This is a genomic window from Fictibacillus macauensis ZFHKF-1, from assembly GCF_000269865.1.
GTDB lineage: Bacteria > Bacillota > Bacilli > Bacillales > Fictibacillaceae > Fictibacillus_C > Fictibacillus_C macauensis.
The window spans coordinates 1-18095 of the sequence record NZ_AKKV01000022.1; the positions used below are offsets into that span (position 1 = coordinate 1).

Consider the following 18095-nt stretch of genomic DNA (forward strand, 5'->3'; position numbering starts at 1 on the left):
CGCCATCTGTGCCCGCGCCCACATCTCGCCTCCGCCCGCGCCCCACGCCATCTGTGCTCGCCCCCACATCTCGGTCCCGCCTCCGCCCACCCCACAAAAAAAACCCACACACCGTGTGGGTTTAAAGCTAGTTAAAAAATGTTCCCCATAACAAGTAAACGTTCAATACGAGGATGAGGAGGGCGACGAACCAAGCGAGCCATTTGGTAATAGGCTTATTGACGAATGGGCCCATTTTATTTTTATCACTTGTGAATTTAACAAGTGGAATCACAGCAAAGGAGAGCTGTAGGGATAAAATGACTTGGCTTAGGATGAGTAGCTGTCCGGTTCCTTTTTCGCCATAGAGAAGCGTGACGATGACGGCTGGGATAATGGCGATCATGCGTGTAATGAGACGGCGAATCCACGGTTTCAGGCGAATGCGTAGAAAGCCTTCCATCACGATTTGCCCAGCGAGCGTGCCTGTTAGTGTTGAGTTTTGTCCGGAGGCGAGTAGCGCCACACCGAACATGATGCCAGCGATGCCTGAGCCGAGTAGCGGATCAAGTAGATGGTAAGCATCTTGAATTTCCGCCACTTCGGTATGACCGGATGTGTGAAAAGCAGCGGCTGACAAAATTAAGATGGCTGCATTAATAAAGAGCGCGAGCATGAGCGCGACGGTTGAATCGATGGTCGCAAAGCGAATCGCAGAACGTTTTCCTTCAAGAGAGCGGTCGTATTCCCGCGTTTGCACGATGGAGGAGTGAAGGTATAAGTTATGTGGCATAACTGTTGCTCCTAAGATCCCTAATGCAATGTAAAGCATTTGTGGATTGCTGACGATTTCCGTGCTTGGAAGAAAACCTTGTACGACCCCACCGATTTCCGGTTTGGATAAAAAGAGCTCAATGCCAAAACAAACGGCAATGGTGGCAATAAGCGCAATGACGAACGCTTCGATATAGCGAAAGCCTTTGTTTTGTAACAGTAAAATTAACAATACATCAAAGGCGGTAATGCACACACCATAGACGAGTGGAATATCAAATAATAAGTTTAAGGCGATGGCGGCTCCGATGACTTCGGCTAAGTCGCAAGCGGCAATCGCAAGCTCACATAAGATCCAAAGCATAAATGATACCGGCTTGCTATAGTGATCGCGACAAGCTTGCGCTAAATCTCTGCCAGAAACAATCCCTAATTTCGCCGATAATGCTTGCAGTAAAATTGCCATGAGATTGGAGATTAAGATAACCGAAAGCAGCGTATAGCCGAACTGTGAACCACCAGCAATGGACGTGGCCCAGTTTCCAGGGTCCATATAACCAACAGCGACTAAATAGCCGGGTCCGATAAAGCCAAGAAGGCGGCGAAAAAAACTACCGTCTTTTTTAATAGCGATGCTCCGATTGACTTCTTGTAAACTCGCCATTTCTTGCTCTTGTTTCCAGCCGTTGTTTTCTTTTTCTTTAGCTGGTCTAGCTTTTTGCATAAGTCGTTCCTCCTCACGTGCGCCGTTCTTATGAAGTCCTTTTTCAAAGGTAACGATTCAACGTTCGTATAGTCTTCCTTTGTAGTATATTGTAGCGAACATAAATGTTTCCATCAAGCAATAGGATTTTATTTATAAAAAAAAGTTGCCCAACGGAAAAAGTAAGAAAAATATATTTCTGAATATTGACTTTTTTGAAGTTTCTCACATACTATGGAGATAAAGTTTCCTCCATGCAAAATTCAAAAAAATAAGTGTATCACCTCGGAAGGTTGTCCGAAAGCTGCCAAGTAAATGGCAGCTTTTCTGCATTTTTAAAGGTAATGAAATTGATTCTAATTCTCAGTAAGGAGGAGTGTCAATGGATATGAATGCAGTCGTCCCCAAAAATGAACCATCGAAAAGGTTCCTAAGACATTCGTTGTTTCAGCATAGCGAGCTCATGTGCGCGCTAATTAGTGGTGTGCTTATTATTACCGGCTGGTTGCTTCAACGAAACGATTTTACGTATGCCTCTATTTTCTCCTATTGTATTGCATTTATGATTGGTGGCTTTGCGAAGGCAAAAGAGGGGCTTCAAGAGACGATTACAGAGCGGACCTTAAATGTAGAATTGTTGATGGTGTTGGCGGCGATTGGATCCATGATCATCGGCTATTGGGCAGAGGGCGCCATCTTAATTTTTATTTTTGCGATGAGTGGTGCGCTTGAAACGTATACGTTAAATAAAAGCAATCAGGAAATTGCCTCATTAATGGAGTTACAGCCCGAAGAAGCATTATTACTTACTTCTGACAAACAGCAGTATGTTCATGTTTCTTCGTTACAAATAGGTGATTTGATTCTTGTCAAGGCTGGAGAGCGTATTGGCATTGACGGGGTCATTGAAAAAGGACTGACGACGATCGATGAATCGTCCATTACCGGTGAACCGCTGCCGGTGACAAAAGAAGTAACAGGAGAAGTATTTGCAGGCACGATGAACATTAGCGGCTCTATAGTTGTCCGTGTGACGAAGCGATCAACGGAAACACTTTTTCAAAAAATCATTCATCTCGTTCAGCAAGCGCAACAAGAAAAGTCGCCTTCTCAGCAATTTATCGAGTCATTTGAAGGCAAGTATGTAAAGGGCGTGCTCCTTTTTGTAGCTCTTATGATGGTGGTGCCTCACTATCTCCTAGAGTGGAGTTGGGAGACGACGTTTTACCATGCGATTGTTTTGCTTGTTGTGGCTTCTCCTTGTGCCGTTGTAGCCTCTATTATGCCGGCTACCTTGTCTGCTATTTCGAATTGTGCTCGCAGTGGCATTTTATTTAAAGGGGGCGTTCATCTCGAAAATCTGGGTAAAATTCAAGCGATCGTTTTTGATAAAACAGGCACACTGACGGCTGGAAAGTTAACGGTGACGGATTTTGTTGTTGTAGAGGGATACGATGAACAAGACGTTCGACGGTCGGTTAGCAGTATTGAGCAACATTCCAATCACCCATTGGCAAAGGCTATTGTGCAGTATATTGGCGATGCACAAGCAGCTTATGGACTACATCACTTTCAAGATGTGCCGGGTGCTGGGGTGCGAGCACAGATTGGGGCCGACGTATGGAAAATTGGCAAAGCTGCTTTTGTTGGTGAAGCTGCGCTTGACGAACGGTTTGGTGAGGTGCTTACTTCACGTAGAAATGAAGGGAAAACGTTAATTTTCTTTCAAGTGAATGAGGAAATCGTCGGTTATTGTGCGTTGTTAGATACGATTCGTCATGATGCCCACGACGCCCTTCATTCTTTAAAAACAATCGGCATCCATTCTATTATGTTAACGGGCGATCATGAAAAAACGGCGCAACGGCTGACGGCGGCCTTGCAGATGGAAGCGTACATTGCGGAGTGTTTACCAGAAACGAAAGGACAGCATATTCAAAAATTAAAAGAACAGTATGAGAGCGTGGCGATGGTTGGAGATGGCATTAACGATGCCCCCGCGCTAGCCACTGCAAATGTAGGGATTGCGATGGGAGAAGGAACCGATGTGGCGATTGATACGGCAGACGTTATTTTAATGAAAAATGAGCTGCAAAAACTCCCGAAAGCGGTCTTGCTTTCAAAACGAATGAATACAATTATTAAGCAAAATTTATGGTTTTCAAGCGCGGTCATCGTAGGCTTAATAATAGCTACACTAACGCAACAAATGAACTTGCCACTTGGTGTAATCGGCCATGAAGGCAGTACCATTCTTGTGATTATGAATGGCCTGCGCTTGCTAAAAGGCTAGGTTATGAAAAAATTGTCTAAATTTCTCAGTGTAAACCGAACGTATATTCGCATATAATAGAACAAGGATGGTGATGCGAATGCTTCGGGATCGTGGCAAGCTTAAATGGCAAGGTATGTTCTTACCAGAGCATATCCAAGCGCTAAAAGAACTGAATTGGAATCAAAGTCAAAAAAAACAACCAGAGCTTGATGAACAACAATTACAACGGATGGAGGAAACCATTCATGAAGCGATGGCGTACAATGTACCGATTTGTTTCACGTACTATCAGAAAGGGGACTTTCATCTGTTAATTGGGCGTGTTCATTATGCAGATACGCAGCAACAGGCGCTAAGAATTGTTGATTTTCATGGCGACAGACATACGTTAAAGCTTACTGACATTATTGACGTTGCGCCACATGAATAATCAAAAACGCCAGGTGCCTTCATAAAAGGGCAACCTGGCGTTTTGTTGTTGTGTTAAACTTTGCGATTTTTTTGAGAGAAGAAGGTAAAAGCATCCCATAAGAGATAAACTGCGGAATAGAGCGCAAGTAAAACGAGCGTGGCACTTACCATCGGCAATAGCGATTCTAGTTCCAAAAAGCTAAAGCCTTCGTTCACGTCAGTTAGAAAAACAAAGTATAAAGCACAACCAATGACTGCAATGAGTCTTAACGTAATAGAAAGCATAGAGTCACCTCTTTAACTTTTCCCCAAGAATCATGCTCTAGCAACAGAGTGAAGGGGCGTTCTCTTTCTAAAGAATAGCTTTTTTTCTGACTTTTAACAAGACTGCATGTTATGGCAAACAACACCAGGTGCCTTCACATAAAAAAGCAAGCTAACGTTTTGTGTTAGACTTTGCGATTTTTTTGAGAGAAGAAGGTAAAAGCATCCCATAGAAGGTACACTGCGGAATAGAGCGCAAGTAAAACGAGCGTAGCACTTACCATCGGCAATAGCGTTTCTAGTTGTAATAAGCTAAAACCTTCGTTCACGTCCGTTAAAAAGACGAAGTATAAAATACAACCAATAACGGCAACAAGCCTTAAAATAATAGAAAGCATAGAGTCACCTCTTTAACTTTTACAGGAATTATTCTCTAGTAGTGTAAGGAAAAATGTGGTTTTTATACAGTGCAAAATGAGGGACGTTCTCTTTCTAAAGAATAGCTTCTTTTCTAACTTTTAACAAGACGTGCCATGTTACAGGTTGTTTACAGTTGAAAGTGAGCGTTGTTTCTGTAATAACATAAAGGCTAATAATGCTGAAAAACTAATGAAAATAGAGGCAATGACATACACGCTACGAATACCATAGTGATCGGCAATAAAACCGAACAATGGAATAGAGCTTGCTGACGTTAATGATAGGAGAACGCTGCGCGCACCATAGACGTTCGGTAACTGTTCTGCATGAACACTGCTCTGAAACGCCGTTTCCTGTGAAACATCGCGGAGCTGATAGCTTGGTCCCATCAACACACAAAGCACAAGGGAGAGCAACGGCATCGTACTGAGTCCATACAAAAGCGTAAGTAAACTAAAGCAAGCCGAGCCGACTATCATAGCGAGTACAAGATGTCGTTTGACGAAGGAAGCAAGCGCTAACGTTAAAAAGCCGCCCACAATCGTTCCAATGTAATAACTGCCATTAATATATCCCCACCATTGCGGTGATTCATGGAGTGCCTCTGTTACATACACAAGTGTTAATGCGCCAATCCAAATCGTGCCCGCCATGCCTTCAATAACATCCATAAGGGTAACGAGACGTAAGGTCGGTTGCCGCCATAACGTTACCCAGCCGGCTTTCATCGTTGTTACTGGAGAGGCTTTTTCGGTTGTCGTTTCGGGTATATGAGGAAGCGTAAAGAAGAGCGTTAGCACGCCGCTCCATAATAAGGCAACGGTAATAAGCAGAGGAATTGTATTTCCCATTGCGATCACAAGAAAACCTGTTAGCGAATAACCAGCAATTTGCACGGTTTGCGAGCTAAGAGATAATAGACTATTGGCTTTAAGAAGCGATGGTTGTGGCACGAGATGAATAATGGTTGTGCGCAATAAAGGATTGCCCCAACCTTCTGCCAACGACACAATGAGTAAAATGAAAAGCAAATAACTGTACTGAGAAGAAAAATACGAAAAGCCAAACGTGAAAATGGTAATGGCACTTGCTTTCACGATTTGTAATAGCAGCAATAGCTGACGAAAGGAAGCAAAGCGCCGAATGACGCTAATTGTCATCCCAGCGACAAAGCTTGTGAGCGCATTAACGAGGGGAAGAATAGCCGCTTGGAGAGCAGAACCGGTTTGTTCGTATAAAAAAGTGGTGAGAACCATGATGTACATAACATCAGCAAGTGAAAGACTTGTTGAACTATACCAATACAAAAAAAAGGGCCGTTTCATAGTCATTCTCCTTCATATGTAACGTAAGCGGTTGACCGAGGCCAACCGCTTCGCTTAAGCAGCTTCTGATGCTTTTTTCTCTTTTGTAATGAGGGAAAAGGTCGTTAGGCAACCAACGATCGCAAGCCCGACGAGGATATAAAAAATCTGATGTAGACTGTTTGCTAGGGCGGTACCTGCTAATTCACTGCTTAACCATAAACCTGAAACAGCAATACCGACTGCTTGCCCGAGGTTGCGCATTAAATTGTTAGAACCCATCGCCGCGCCTCGTAAGTTCCAACCAACCGCCGATTGAACGGCAACCGTAAAGGTCGTGAGCGATAAGCCGAAGCCGAGCCCAAGAATCGACGTAGCGATCATCATCCAAAGAAGTGACGTACTTGCTTGAAAGAACACGGTCGGTAGTAGCCCGATAAAAATAATCGCAATCCCAACGAGGGATAGGCGTCCCGCGGAACTTTTTGGTAACCATTTTCCTGATAACACAGCACCGGTAGGCCAGGTGAGAGACATTGGCAGCATCGCAATGCCGGAATATGTAGCATTCGAATGGTTCACGCCTTGAATCCATAATGGAATGTAAAACGTAATGGCGACAAGAATGAAACCAAGTAGAAAGCCGGCAATATTGGCTACCGTAATCGCGCGAATACGAAAAAGCTGAAGCGGCAGCATCGGTTCGGACGTTTTCCGTTCAATGCGTAAAAAGACCATCACCCCAATGAAGGCAAGCAAAAACCATCCGACAATGCTACCAGATAGTGATTTTGTTTCTTTTAGGAGCGTGAGCGCATATAAAAAGGCACTCATGCTAATGGCAAACGTCACAATGCCACCATAATCGATTTTTTGTTTTTTCTTTTCAACGTGCTCATGAAGGCTGGTCCATAAAATAAAGAGAGCGACAATGCCAAAAGGTAAATTCATAAAAAAGACCCAATGCCATGAAATTTGATCAACAATAAAGCCGCCAGCTAGCGGACCAATGATGCCGGCAATTCCCCACACACTACTAATATAGCCTTGCACTTTGGCGCGTTGTTCATAGGTGAAGATATCACCAATAATTGTAAATGGAATGGTGGTGAGCGCCCCAGCACCAATTCCTTGAATTAAACGAAAAAGTACAAGCTGTCCCATCGTGGCTGCAAAGCCTGATAGAAGACTACCGATTAAAAAAATGATCACACCGCTAGCAAACATTTTTTTCCGTCCATATAAATCAGCTAACTTTCCAAAAATCGGCGTACTAATGACGGTTGCAAGCAAATAGACAGAAATAACCCACGTATATAACTGACTGCCTCCAAGGTCTCCCACAATTTTCGGCATAGCGGTCGATACAATCGTACCCTCAATCGCCGTTAAAAACGTCGCGATCAGTAAGGCAATTGCCACAATTTTAGGTCGTGTTGCAGAATCATTCATCCAACTGCACCTTCCTTTCTATTCTTCACCAACTTATTATACATAAAAGTTTAATAAGTTTAAAGGGATTTCTTTCCTTACTTTCCTTTTTCCTTGGATTTTGTGACTAGTAGGTATGAGACGAGAGGTTACTATGCAACGATGATGGCTAAGGGTGATAAGTGATGGTTTACAACTGAAAAAAGGAGTAAATATAGCACACGATCTGTGTATACTTACCCCAACCTTGGCTTTTAAAATCATTCTCTCTTTTTGACGAGCATCTATTGGTCTTGCTCCGTCGGTGGAAGATTCGGATTGAACGTAAAGCCCGGATATTTCACGACGGGACTATCTTCTTTGCGTAAGGAATCGACAAAGGCGGATCCAACATTTAAATTGCTTTCTACTAATGCTTTCGGGGTGAGTGCGAGCCATTGAGCAAGAGAAACATCTTCAAATCGATTGCTTTTAAACATTTCTAAAAAGCGCAATGTTTCAGTGCCGGTATTTTGGATATAATGGCCTGTAGCAAACGGAACGTAACCAACATCGCCAGCGCGATAATCGAAGGTACGCGCTGTACCGTTACCGAGAAAGACGGTCATTCGGCCTTGACCGGTCATGTAATATTGCCATTCATCGTTATTCGGATGCCAGTGCAGTTCGCGCATGCCACCAGGCTCTACTTCAACGAGCGCCCCGGCAATCGTTTTGGACGCTGGAAAATTGGTCGAGTCAACGATCCGAACAGTACCGCCGGACGTTCGAATCGGTGGTTGTTTGAGGAGCTCGTATTTAAAGCTTTCTGGAACGACGCCGTAGGGAGAGGAAACGGCTTGTGTGGCGATTGGGCCAGGAACGGTGCTTTGATAAATGTACAGCTGCTCTTGCGGAATGTTCGCAAATTCACTGACCGGCACACCGAAGTTTGCCGAAAGAACATCCTTAGGTGTACGAGAAAACCAATCAGACAGTGATAGCGTAGATTGATCTGAGAAATCACCGTTATCAAAAATAAGCAGAAATTCACAATGCTCTAATCCTTGAATCGAGTGCGGAATGCCAGGTGGGAAATACCAGAGATCACCGGGATTAATATCGGCAATGAAATTTTGGCCATTTTGATTCACAGAAGTAATACGGGCGCGCCCTAACAATAAAAAAGCCCATTCTGCTTCTTTATGCCAATGCAACTCGCGTACGCCGCCAGCTGTTAAACACATATTAACACCAGCAAGCGTTGTAGCTACTGGTAGCTCGCGAATGGTAATTTCCCGTGACCACCCGCCAGGCTTTAAAATCATCGAGGTGTTAGAAAAAGAAAATTTTAAATTCGGAACAATCCCAGCATCGGTAACAGGAGGAACGAGAAGATCTGGGTTTTGCCGATCAATCATGACGTCGCGTGGCCCAAAGTCATACGTACCAGCAATGATTTTCCCTTCAGCATTGCGACGAATGGGTTGCGGGATTCCTTCAGGTGCATTCCATGTTCTCATGTGACACCTCACGATCGTGTTTTTTCCATCACACATTATGTATGCAAAAAAGAGAAAGAAAATGAGTTTTAATGAATTTTTAACTTGCGTTAGAGCGCACACTAAGTTTTACGATAAGAGGGTAGAAAGGAGCGGCATATGAAGAATTTCACTCTCATTACAGGAGCTAGCTCAGGAATAGGTTATGAAGCAGCGCATGCATTTGCTGAGCGTGGTGACCATCTCATTTTAGTAGCGCGAAGACTAGACAAGCTAGAAGCGCTGCAACAAGAACTTCGAAGCAAGTACGCTGTTGAGGTGGATATTCACACGTATGACTTAGCCGACATCGCGCAATGTTATGCCCTATATGAAGCCGTGAAGGATCGCTCTATTAAAACGTGGATCAATAACGCAGGAATGGGCCATGTTGGGGCGATTGAAACGCAAGATTTGCAAAAAGTGGAACAGATGATGCGTTTGAATGTTGAAGCGGTAACGATTCTCTCTACTCTATACGCGCGAGACTATGCGAATACACAAGGAGCACAGCTCATTAATGTCTCATCTGGAGGCGGATATCTACTCGTTGATCAGGTTGTTACGTATTGTGCGACGAAGTTTTATGTGAGTGCCTTTACAGAAGGATTAGCGCATGAATTAAAAGCAAAAGGTGCAGCACTACAAGCAAAAGTGCTAGCTCCGGCTACAACACAATCAGAATTTTTACAGCATTCCCTAGGAGTGGACGCCTTTTCTTATGAAAAAAACATTCCAAAGTATCATACAGCAAAGGAAATGGCCCACTTTCTAGTCCAACTATATGATTCATCACAAACAGTCGGTTTTGTGAACGGTGCGACGTTTGAATTTGAATTAAAAGCACCTATTTTTCCACATGCTAGCCGACCGGTAAACAACTAAAGGAGCGTAATACACAATGACAAATTTCCAACACACAAAAGATACACATATGGCCCTTGCCCAATATCATCGCTGGTATCAAGCGTATGAAGTAGAAATGAATGATGCACGCATTGCCAATCAATTAGATATTCTAGATCCTGAAGTAGAGATTACTTCTGGTCATCTTGGCACAACAAAAGGTACAGACGGCATCGGAGAGCGTCTTCTCCAGTTTAAAGGATGGCGCAATGCACATCATGTACAACGTGCAAACGTAGAGCGTCTAAATGACACAACGCTTAAACTACAAGCAGATATCCATTATCAAAATATCCGTCCGGATGAAAGCCGCTATAGCTATGCGATTACGTACACAACAGAGCTAGCTCTTCAACAAGACGGGCTTCCGAAGTTTACAGTAGTGAACATTCAACCAACGGGCGAACTTGGCGAATTTGAGTTTCAAGATGCGTATGCTGACAACCGCGGGCGCTCCTTTATGCACTATTGGCTGTATTTAATGGAAACAGCAAGTACGCATCAGGAAGCATTCAAAGAATTGCTAGCACCAAGCTTTAAACTGAACCTAAGCACGTCAGCACCTGTTACGACGTGGGAGGCGTTCCAAGCTTGGCTTACAACAACAGCAAGCTCTGTCAAAGATAGCGCTCATACTGTGAAAAATTTCAGTGCTGAACAAGCAGCAGACGGCACTATTACGGTTTCTGTTGACTTTGATTGGGAAGGCCTAACGCAAGCTGGCGAAAAAATGATCGCCGAAACACACCACGAATGGGTACTAGAAAACAACCTAGATGAGCGTTTTGCACGTATGAAAAAAATGAATGTAACGCAAACCGTTCCCTTTCAAGTCGTAAAATAAAGACAAAATCCCCGTCAGCTGTGATGGGGATTTTTTTTAGATAGGTGTAGCGTATACTTCGTCACCGTGCGAGCATGTGCGTCGTCAAGGAACACAAGATCAATCACATGGTTGCTAGCTGTTACTCTTTTTTTCGGTAAGGAAAAATCCACAACGCCCTCATAGGTGATGCCTGGTTTTAACATACCGATTACGTGATTACCGTCACGCGGCATCATGCCTTCTACTTGGTTAGGACCTTGTCCAGGTGGATTAATATAAAAGGTCTCAAAGGAACTCAGAGGTTGTTTGGTATTATTTTTGATGCGTAGTTTTACATGATACACGATTTCGTCATTCGCCTCTTCTGTCACCGTATACGATTGCAGCGTAAACGTTAGTTTCGGCGTGGTGATTTGTTGATGAAAGGAGAACGTTTTTTCATGAATGGTAAAGGGTGTACTGTTCACGTGATGGTATCGAAAACTACAGGCGATGATCACGATGACACCTATAAAAAGAAAATGAATTTTTCTCATGATGTGAGTGTCCCTTCATGAATTGTAAAGATCTGATCGCTCATACGCTGTAAAAAGGCTTTATCATGACTTGCGATGCATAACGTAGCACCCGCTCTTTTATAAGCATGTAACAAATTTTCTAACGCAGTAAGGCTGTTTTCGTCTAATGCATTGGTCGGTTCATCTAGCACAATAAATTCCGGGGAGCCTAACAATGCTTGCGCAATGCCAAGTTTTTGTTTCATGCCTAATGAATATTTTTTTACTTTGCGAGGATCATCTGGTTGTAAACCAACTTCTTGTAGCAGAGATGTAATGTCAGCGTTGCTTGTATCTTTTTGTAAGGAGGCGAGTAGTTGTAGGTTTTTCCTGCCCGTAAATTCTTTAATAAAGCCTGGATTTTCAAGAAGTACACCCGCGCGTACGGGAAATGGCTTTGAGCGCTGCAGTCGTTCGCCCTTTATGTATATAGCTCCTTCATTCACCTGAATTAAACCTAAGAGCGCTCGAAATAACATCGTTTTTCCGGAGCCGTTAATTCCTTGAAACCCATATATTTTGCCCTTTTCTAAAGACAATGAAATGTGCTGTAAAACCGTATTTTTTCGAAACCGTTTCGTAATGGTACGTGCTTCAATAAACTTCATTCAGAATTCTCCTTTTGACTGATGATCTCTTTATTTTTAAAAATGATCGATCCTGCTAGTGCTAAGAGGATCGACAATGCAAGTAGTGCGATGACATGAAGAGCTGGGGTAGCCACCAAGCGATTCGTCAGACTCAGATTAAACGGATTATACGGAACATTGAGAAGCGCTGTCATCGATAGCCATACAATCATAATGAGAAACGAAAATACGGCAGGAAGTACGAGATTACACACGACATACAGTACATGTAGGACAAATGTAACCAGTAACTGAATGCTATAGATTAAGAGAAAGACACGCACATCAACGAATGAGAGTGCAGGAACGCTCGGAATCAATGAAGTGAAAATTAGGATCAGTCCAAAGTAAGTACTCGTAAAAAGAAAGGTCGAAAAGCCAATCAACAGTAGCTTACTACACCAAACCTCCCATCTAGCGTAGCCATTCATAAAACGTGTCGTTGAGCCCCATAGTAAGTCTCGGCGCCACTGATTGCTAACAATCAAAGAACTTGCCAGATGAAAGCTCAGCCAGTAGATGGGAAAGGTATAGTGAGACTCTCTCGAAAAGCCTCGAAATACGGCTTGAACAAGTGCAAGCGCGCTGTCATGCGGACGTACCGTATGTTGGAAAAATACGAGTAACAATAAGCAACATACTGTTACACTGAACCTTTTATAGCAAGTCGCCGTGAATAAATAGACATCTCGTTTCAATAATAACCAAACCTTCATGATACATAATCCTTTCGAGTAAACAGTTCATAGCATAAAGCGAGTAAACATCCATCTATTCCTATGATTAGAAAAAAGGAGAACCATCGTTCCTCTAGCGACACGGTAAACGTGTGAAGAGAAAAAATGGGGCAAACCGTTAAGTCAACTACGGTGATGCTAAAGGCTAGAATAAATGCAAGAATCCTAGAATTTGTTGCAACCCATATGGCAAGCCACACAAGGTACACAGTTAGAAAGCCAAAGAAGATAAAAAGAGATAAAGGCAGCAATCTACTAAAGTCATACGCGTCGTTCATATAAGGATCCGAGAGTATATACACCACACTCCAGACAAAGATGAGATTCATCATAATGATGAAGCACCCTTGGAGAAGTCCGGCGAGTAAGCCGTAATTTCTTTTTTGCCACGCAACGATTTCTGAGGTAGTTGGCATCCTATACGTACTAAAGTGCAGTAAGGCTAACGGCACCCACATGAACAAATAGAAGTAGCGATTTTGTACAATATTCATAAGTTCCATTGTGTGAAATACTTCAGCGTGCTTACGTTCGAACTGCACTAAGTAGTGAAGGTAGATTCCAAGTAAGGCACAACAAATCAACATCACTTTCCAATGAAGTAGCAGCATCTGAAGCTGATTGAGCAATACGTTCTTACATCGTTTCATGTCTGCGTGCTCCGGTGTAATAGAGTAAGCATGCTCCTAAGAACATGGCGCTGCCGACCCATACTACAAGACTACCGTTGACTTGAAAGAACAACGAATGGACGGGTAAAAAATTCAGTGGTGTTATGTCAATCCCAGGAAAGAATACGATATTCACGCTATACAGAAGAACTTGCAAAAGAAAGCCTCCTGTCACGACCAAAAACGTATTTTTTACCCAAAAAGAGACACTTAACGAAAACACAGCATAAAGGCCAGCAAAGACGGAACAAAGTACAATATTGAGCAACATATGTACGAAAGGGTGTGAATAAAAAAGAGAAGAGAAAAGAGCAAATCCTTCATAAATACCCACATTACGATTAATCATTTCATCAGGTGGGGTGTTCGGTAAAAATAAGAAAAAGCCGAACGCGTTGAGAAGTAACGGAAGACCAACTACGATCATTCCAGTCAGGAAGGTAGTGAAAAATAGGTGGGAAAAATACGTCCTTCTCCGTAACGTTACAAATAGAGAAGAGAGTAAACCATTCTTTGAGTCCTCCTGAAAAAGGGTAGCGGCTGGAATACTTGCTAACAATGGCAAGACTAAGAAAAACACAAGTGTAATAGGAGTGCTATCGATGGATAACCATGATGTATACGGTGTGAAAATAATATCATCGTACGTGTTTATTTCTCCTACTTTCATGATCAACTGAAAGACTGCTAATGCTGTCCCGATGAGTAAGGCGTAATAACAAGAACGACGTTGTAACCGTAACGTCCAGAAGTGCATCATAAAGCTTTCGTCCTTTCTGATGTTTGTGTGTACTAAATCGACTAGTACACATATAATACCAATGTTTGTCATCCTTAGCAATATTATTGTGAAATGATAAAAAGTGTGTAGGAGAAGGAAGAACGCGACAGCTAAGCATGCACAAAAAAACCTCCCAATCCGTCCTACGCTTCAATCGTTGGGCGGATCCAGAGGCTCGACAAGTCGATGTAGCCAAATTGAGTAGGCTGTATGTTCATCAAATCAGAGGATAGCTGTGTTTGTTTGCGATCGTAATAGAGAGGGATGAGGTGGGAAGCGTGAATAAGGCTTGCTTCCATTTCTTGATTGAGCATAGGCCACTCCTCAAATGGTGTGGATGGATAACGCAGAAGTATGGTGCGCCACTTTTCATCTTCTAGCATTGTTGAAAACGGCGAGAGCCCATTCCTTAAAAAGTAAAAAAAGGCAAACTGCTCATTCATCTCAAACACTTCGCCATGAATTAACACATCATAGCACTGTTCTTGTTTTCGATAGACCGTTTCATCAAAAGAGAGGTAGTGAAGCTCGTAAGGAATGTTATGCTGATCAAGTAAGGCTGTTAGCCATTGAACGATGTGTTCTGTATAACGCTGCACAACAATGGATAAAGGTTTCATCGTTTGTGGTAAAGAAACCGATGCTGGCGGTGGAATAACCGGATGATGTAAACAGCCGTGCTCGTTCGGCGTAAGATTGATGCTTTCGAGACTATGCCGATGATCGACGACAAGGCGATGAATGTAATGTCGCAATGCTTCTGGAACGGCATTCGATAAAATAAGAATGCCAAAGCCGAAGCTATAGTCAACTTGATGAGGGACAGCGGTTGTGTCAACTGGCTGTACCGTTGATTGATAGATTCTAGGGAAATCGGACGGGACTTTAATAAACTCTACCGCATCTAACAATGGGCGCTCGCGAAAATGGTCTTTAAAGGCGAGTAAGCTCGTTTTTTGTTCATCGTTTTGTTGAAGCATAAAGGCGCCCGTACCATGAAGGCTGTGTGCGGTTTCTTTATAAATACTCGCCGTCACCATACTAAGCAAATGCAAACTATAGCTACACTGATCTCGATAGAGAAGATCGACGACAAGCGGTGCTGGTGACGTTACGGCTTGAATGGGTTGCCATACTTGCTGACAATACGGATGATGTAGGAGCTTTTGCAGGCAATACACGACATCATCGGCGGTGAGACAGGAGCCGTCATGAAAGGTAATATCTTTTCGTATAAAAAGACGCAAGCGATCATGTAAAAGGTCCCAGCTGTGGGCAAGTTCCGGTGTAAACACGCCTGCTGCCGAAAGTGAAACGAGCCGATTGTATACGTTCGCCACGAGCATTGCGCTCTTCGCATCTGCGGCTATAATCGGATGCGTGGCTAAAAACGGATTTCGGCGTGGCACGATCACTTTATCGCGTGTTTGTTGCTGATCACCAAACGTTGCTTGCAAAGCTTTCATCAGTTGCTGTTTATAAGGCGGCGACCAATTGTAGGATAAATATTTACTGCTCACTTCAAGTGGCTCAGTATCCATTTCCTCTAGCACGAACTCCACATATGTTTGCTCGACATGTTTTTGCCAATGAAGCTGCGATAGCACACCGCGACCACGACCGCTCACATACGTTAACCAGCCGTCCTGCTCCCATTTGCGAAGAGAGCGAGTCAGCTGTTTCGTACTAAGAGCTAGGATATCTGCTAATTCATCAATACGAACAGGACCGCTCGGTGTGTTTTGAAAAAGCTGTAACAGCTTAGGATCCATGCTGATCGTGCTCCTTATGTGCTGGTGCTGTGATGCGAAAGCGGCAATGATCACCGTTATCCGCACGACATGTTGTCCGCGTTACGTGAGGTGTATCGAGCACATGTTGAAACATTTCTGTCTCACAATGACACGCCTTTTTATACTGATTCGCGACGGCAAAGATGGGGCAATTGTATTCAATTAGTTCGTATGTATGTTCATCTTCTTCCCGCAGTTCTGTCATATAGCCTCTAGCATCCTGTAGGGAGGCTAATTTTTCTACTCTCTCTGCAAAGGATAACGAGGCAAGTTCCCGACTATAGCTGTCCTTTTGGCGCGCACTGCGCTGTTGCAATAAATAGTGAATCGTATCTTGGCCATGTAATGCTTCGAGGTCGTTAAGCAATTCGGTTGTTAACGTTTCATAGTTGTTCGGAAACTGTGCTTTGCCTTTGGCGCTGAGTGAAAACACGGCAATGGGTCGCCCCATCGGTTGTTTCATTTCTTGAACCTGCAGTAAACCATCGCGATCAAGAACGTTTAAATGCTTGCGTACCGCCATTTCAGTAATACCCATGTGCTTAGCAAGCAGAGCGACAGTTGACTGTTGTTCTTTTTTTAGTAGTTGTAATAATTTTTCCTTCGTAGATGTTCGAGTACTCAAACATCTCACCCTCTTTCTGTTCCGTCAATGATTACCATTAGTTTATCATAGAAGGGCTTGCTGCAAGAGGCTTTTCATCATAAAAAGGAGACATGGGATGTAAAAAGTGTCTCTTTTTTCCTTTTCGTGTCTCGTTTATGATGGAGCATACAAAAGGAGGGTGAGGAAATGGGATGGACACACTATCCAATCAATATTAAAGTACGGCTCTTATCATCGTTTTTCAATCGTATGGTGACATCGGCAGTCATGCCGTTTATGGCCCTCTATTTCGCACATGAATTAAGTAAAGTGTGGGCGGGATTGTTCTTAATGGCGACTGTGTTTCTAGGCTTTCTTATGAATTTAATTGGCGGCTACATATCGGATCGTTTTCATCGTAAAAAGGTGCTCATCCTGACGTCTTTTTCATCAGCAGTTATGTTTATCCTTATGACGCTGTCACTAATACCACGTAACAATCTCATTGTTTTGTTTGCACTGTCTTACGTCGGATTATCAGTGGCAAGCAGTATCGGCCGACCATCGATGAATGCACTCATTATTGATTCGACAACGAAAGAAAATCGCAAAGAAATTTATGCGCTTGATTATTGGCTGACCAATTTATCGCTGGCCATTGGAGCGGCGCTTGGTGGCTTGTTGTATAGCGAGCATAAGCTTTTGCTTTTTACGGTCTTAAGTGCAACCTCTACGGCCATTCCGATTGCGTATCTCATTTGGCTACAAGATTCCACACAAGGCTTATTGAAAAAAGTACATAACAATGTGGTGCGCGACGTCGTTGCCAATTATTCAAAAGCGTTACGCGATTCTGATTTTGTTAAAGTCGTTGGAGGATCGCTCTGCATTTTTGCGGCGGAATTTTCAATGAATAGTTACATTGGCGTCCGGCTCGCTGACACGTTTACACCGATAATGCTCGGGGATTTTAGGATTGATGGTGTGCGAATGTTAAGTTTCTTGAACATTGAAAATATGCTGCTCGTTGTATGCCTAGCCTTTGTCGCCAATCGCTTGAGCAATCGCTGGCCGCCGAAAAACGTGCTCATCATCGGTCTTCTGTTGTATGGCATCGGATATAGTACGATAACGTTTGCGAATTCTTTTATTCTCTTAATTACCTTTAGTTTTTTAGCAACAATCGGAGAATTACTGTATTCGCCGATTCGTAATGCCGAGCAAGCCAATATGATTCCGGACGATAAGCGAGGCTCCTATTCTGCGCTTGCCAATGTATCGTTTAGTGGCGCCGACCTCGTTGCACGTTTTAGTATCGTCCTTGGTGCCTTTCTCCTACCAGCATTCATGTCGCTTTATATTGGTATCATTATTATGAGCGGTGCCTTGCTGTTATACAGTGGCTTGTATGTACGAACAACAGAAAGTGAACGTCTTAAAAAAGTAGCAATTAAATAGAAGAACAGCCTTAAAAGCTATGAAACATTGTATATTCATACTATAATATGATTATTTACAAAGCTTGAAA

18 protein-coding genes are annotated in these 18095 nt (G+C 43.2%); 5 read left to right on the forward strand and 13 right to left on the reverse strand.

Annotated elements, in window-relative coordinates:
* Positions 1–127 precede the first annotated feature (127 nt).
* The gene (locus A374_RS06005) at positions 128–1477 is read right to left on the reverse strand and encodes an Nramp family divalent metal transporter (protein WP_007201304.1); all 1350 of its coding nucleotides are present in this window, start codon (positions 1475–1477) and stop codon (positions 128–130) included.
* 361 nt (positions 1478–1838) lie between these two features.
* On the opposite strand from A374_RS06005, the gene A374_RS06010 reads away from it, so the two are divergent.
* Positions 1839–3749, forward strand: coding sequence for a heavy metal translocating P-type ATPase (locus tag A374_RS06010; RefSeq protein ID WP_007201305.1), 1911 nt, complete (start codon positions 1839–1841; stop codon positions 3747–3749).
* A gap of 79 nt (positions 3750–3828) precedes the next feature.
* Positions 3829–4161 carry a YolD-like family protein gene (locus A374_RS06015; protein ID WP_007201306.1) on the forward strand — a complete coding sequence of 111 codons (333 nt, stop codon included), beginning with the start codon at positions 3829–3831 and terminating at the stop codon, positions 4159–4161.
* Between the two features lie 53 nt (positions 4162–4214).
* On the opposite strand, the gene A374_RS06020 is transcribed toward A374_RS06015, so the two are convergent.
* From A374_RS06020 to A374_RS06040, 5 genes are all read right to left on the reverse strand, one after another.
* Positions 4215–4427, reverse strand: coding sequence for a hypothetical protein (locus A374_RS06020; RefSeq protein WP_007201307.1), 213 nt, complete (start codon positions 4425–4427; stop codon positions 4215–4217).
* A 164-nt stretch (positions 4428–4591) separates the two neighbouring features.
* A complete protein-coding gene (locus tag A374_RS06025; RefSeq protein WP_007201308.1) occupies positions 4592–4804 on the reverse strand; it encodes a hypothetical protein in 213 nt (70 codons plus the stop codon).
* Between the two features lie 138 nt (positions 4805–4942).
* The gene (locus A374_RS06030) at positions 4943–6151 is read right to left on the reverse strand and encodes an MFS transporter (protein ID WP_007201309.1); all 1209 of its coding nucleotides are present in this window, start codon (positions 6149–6151) and stop codon (positions 4943–4945) included.
* A 54-nt stretch (positions 6152–6205) separates the two neighbouring features.
* Positions 6206–7582, reverse strand: a complete 1377-nt coding sequence (locus A374_RS06035) for an MDR family MFS transporter (RefSeq protein WP_007201310.1) — start codon at positions 7580–7582, stop codon at positions 6206–6208.
* Between the two features lie 263 nt (positions 7583–7845).
* A complete protein-coding gene (locus A374_RS06040) occupies positions 7846–9063 on the reverse strand; it encodes an oxalate decarboxylase family bicupin (protein ID WP_007201311.1) in 1218 nt (405 codons plus the stop codon).
* Between the two features lie 138 nt (positions 9064–9201).
* Here A374_RS06040 and A374_RS06045 point away from each other — a divergent pair, with 138 nt between their 5' ends.
* On the forward strand, positions 9202–9966 hold the full coding sequence (locus A374_RS06045; RefSeq protein ID WP_007201312.1) for an SDR family NAD(P)-dependent oxidoreductase: 765 nt from the start codon (positions 9202–9204) through the stop codon (positions 9964–9966).
* 16 nt (positions 9967–9982) lie between these two features.
* Complete coding sequence (locus tag A374_RS20895; protein ID WP_007201313.1) at positions 9983–10831, forward strand: hypothetical protein; 849 nt, start codon at positions 9983–9985, stop codon at positions 10829–10831.
* A 14-nt stretch (positions 10832–10845) separates the two neighbouring features.
* On the opposite strand, the gene A374_RS06055 is transcribed toward A374_RS20895, so the two are convergent.
* From A374_RS06055 to A374_RS06085, 7 genes are all read right to left on the reverse strand, one after another.
* Positions 10846–11349: a hypothetical protein gene (locus A374_RS06055; RefSeq protein WP_007201314.1), complete on the reverse strand. Its 504-nt coding sequence runs from the start codon at positions 11347–11349 to the stop codon at positions 10846–10848.
* Positions 11346–11978 (reverse strand): ATP-binding cassette domain-containing protein, encoded by a 633-nt coding sequence (locus A374_RS06060; RefSeq protein WP_007201315.1) that lies wholly within the window; start codon positions 11976–11978, stop codon positions 11346–11348. The genes A374_RS06055 and A374_RS06060 overlap by 4 nt, the downstream gene beginning before the upstream one ends.
* Positions 11975–12715, reverse strand: a complete 741-nt coding sequence (locus A374_RS06065) for a hypothetical protein (protein ID WP_007201316.1) — start codon at positions 12713–12715, stop codon at positions 11975–11977. Before A374_RS06065 ends, A374_RS06060 begins: the two co-directional genes overlap by 4 nt.
* On the reverse strand, positions 12712–13386 hold the full coding sequence (locus A374_RS06070) for a hypothetical protein (protein ID WP_007201317.1): 675 nt from the start codon (positions 13384–13386) through the stop codon (positions 12712–12714). Before A374_RS06070 ends, A374_RS06065 begins: the two co-directional genes overlap by 4 nt.
* The gene (locus tag A374_RS06075) at positions 13373–14167 is read right to left on the reverse strand and encodes a hypothetical protein (RefSeq protein WP_007201318.1); all 795 of its coding nucleotides are present in this window, start codon (positions 14165–14167) and stop codon (positions 13373–13375) included. Before A374_RS06075 ends, A374_RS06070 begins: the two co-directional genes overlap by 14 nt.
* A gap of 164 nt (positions 14168–14331) precedes the next feature.
* Complete coding sequence (locus tag A374_RS06080; protein ID WP_007201319.1) at positions 14332–15960, reverse strand: ABC transporter substrate-binding protein; 1629 nt, start codon at positions 15958–15960, stop codon at positions 14332–14334.
* Positions 15950–16606: a helix-turn-helix transcriptional regulator gene (locus A374_RS06085; protein ID WP_007201320.1), complete on the reverse strand. Its 657-nt coding sequence runs from the start codon at positions 16604–16606 to the stop codon at positions 15950–15952. The genes A374_RS06080 and A374_RS06085 overlap by 11 nt, the downstream gene beginning before the upstream one ends.
* A 168-nt stretch (positions 16607–16774) precedes the next feature.
* Between A374_RS06085 and A374_RS06090 the strand changes: the two genes are divergently transcribed.
* Positions 16775–18025: an MDR family MFS transporter gene (locus tag A374_RS06090; protein WP_007201321.1), complete on the forward strand. Its 1251-nt coding sequence runs from the start codon at positions 16775–16777 to the stop codon at positions 18023–18025.
* Positions 18026–18095 lie beyond the last annotated feature (70 nt).

What these genes read in the sequence shown, in the direction of transcription:
- A374_RS06060 (WP_007201315.1), bottom strand. Translation starts at nt 11,978, where the DNA reads ATGAAGTTTATTGAAGCACGTACCATTACGAAACGGTTTCGAAAAAAT.
- A374_RS06015 (WP_007201306.1), top strand. Translation starts at nt 3,829, where the DNA reads ATGCTTCGGGATCGTGGCAAGCTTAAATGGCAAGGTATGTTCTTACCA.
- A374_RS06080 (WP_007201319.1), bottom strand. Translation starts at nt 15,960, where the DNA reads ATGGATCCTAAGCTGTTACAGCTTTTTCAAAACACACCGAGCGGTCCT.
- A374_RS06010 (WP_007201305.1), top strand. Translation starts at nt 1,839, where the DNA reads ATGGATATGAATGCAGTCGTCCCCAAAAATGAACCATCGAAAAGGTTC.
- A374_RS06055 (WP_007201314.1), bottom strand. Translation starts at nt 11,349, where the DNA reads ATGAGAAAAATTCATTTTCTTTTTATAGGTGTCATCGTGATCATCGCC.
- A374_RS06030 (WP_007201309.1), bottom strand. Translation starts at nt 6,151, where the DNA reads ATGAAACGGCCCTTTTTTTTGTATTGGTATAGTTCAACAAGTCTTTCA.
- A374_RS06035 (WP_007201310.1), bottom strand. Translation starts at nt 7,582, where the DNA reads ATGAATGATTCTGCAACACGACCTAAAATTGTGGCAATTGCCTTACTG.
- A374_RS06020 (WP_007201307.1), bottom strand. Translation starts at nt 4,427, where the DNA reads ATGCTTTCTATTACGTTAAGACTCATTGCAGTCATTGGTTGTGCTTTA.
- A374_RS06075 (WP_007201318.1), bottom strand. Translation starts at nt 14,167, where the DNA reads ATGATGCACTTCTGGACGTTACGGTTACAACGTCGTTCTTGTTATTAC.
- A374_RS06070 (WP_007201317.1), bottom strand. Translation starts at nt 13,386, where the DNA reads ATGAAACGATGTAAGAACGTATTGCTCAATCAGCTTCAGATGCTGCTA.
- A374_RS06090 (WP_007201321.1), top strand. Translation starts at nt 16,775, where the DNA reads ATGGGATGGACACACTATCCAATCAATATTAAAGTACGGCTCTTATCA.
- A374_RS06065 (WP_007201316.1), bottom strand. Translation starts at nt 12,715, where the DNA reads ATGAAGGTTTGGTTATTATTGAAACGAGATGTCTATTTATTCACGGCG.
- A374_RS06025 (WP_007201308.1), bottom strand. Translation starts at nt 4,804, where the DNA reads ATGCTTTCTATTATTTTAAGGCTTGTTGCCGTTATTGGTTGTATTTTA.
- A374_RS06005 (WP_007201304.1), bottom strand. Translation starts at nt 1,477, where the DNA reads ATGCAAAAAGCTAGACCAGCTAAAGAAAAAGAAAACAACGGCTGGAAA.
- A374_RS20895 (WP_007201313.1), top strand. Translation starts at nt 9,983, where the DNA reads ATGACAAATTTCCAACACACAAAAGATACACATATGGCCCTTGCCCAA.
- A374_RS06040 (WP_007201311.1), bottom strand. Translation starts at nt 9,063, where the DNA reads ATGAGAACATGGAATGCACCTGAAGGAATCCCGCAACCCATTCGTCGC.
- A374_RS06045 (WP_007201312.1), top strand. Translation starts at nt 9,202, where the DNA reads ATGAAGAATTTCACTCTCATTACAGGAGCTAGCTCAGGAATAGGTTAT.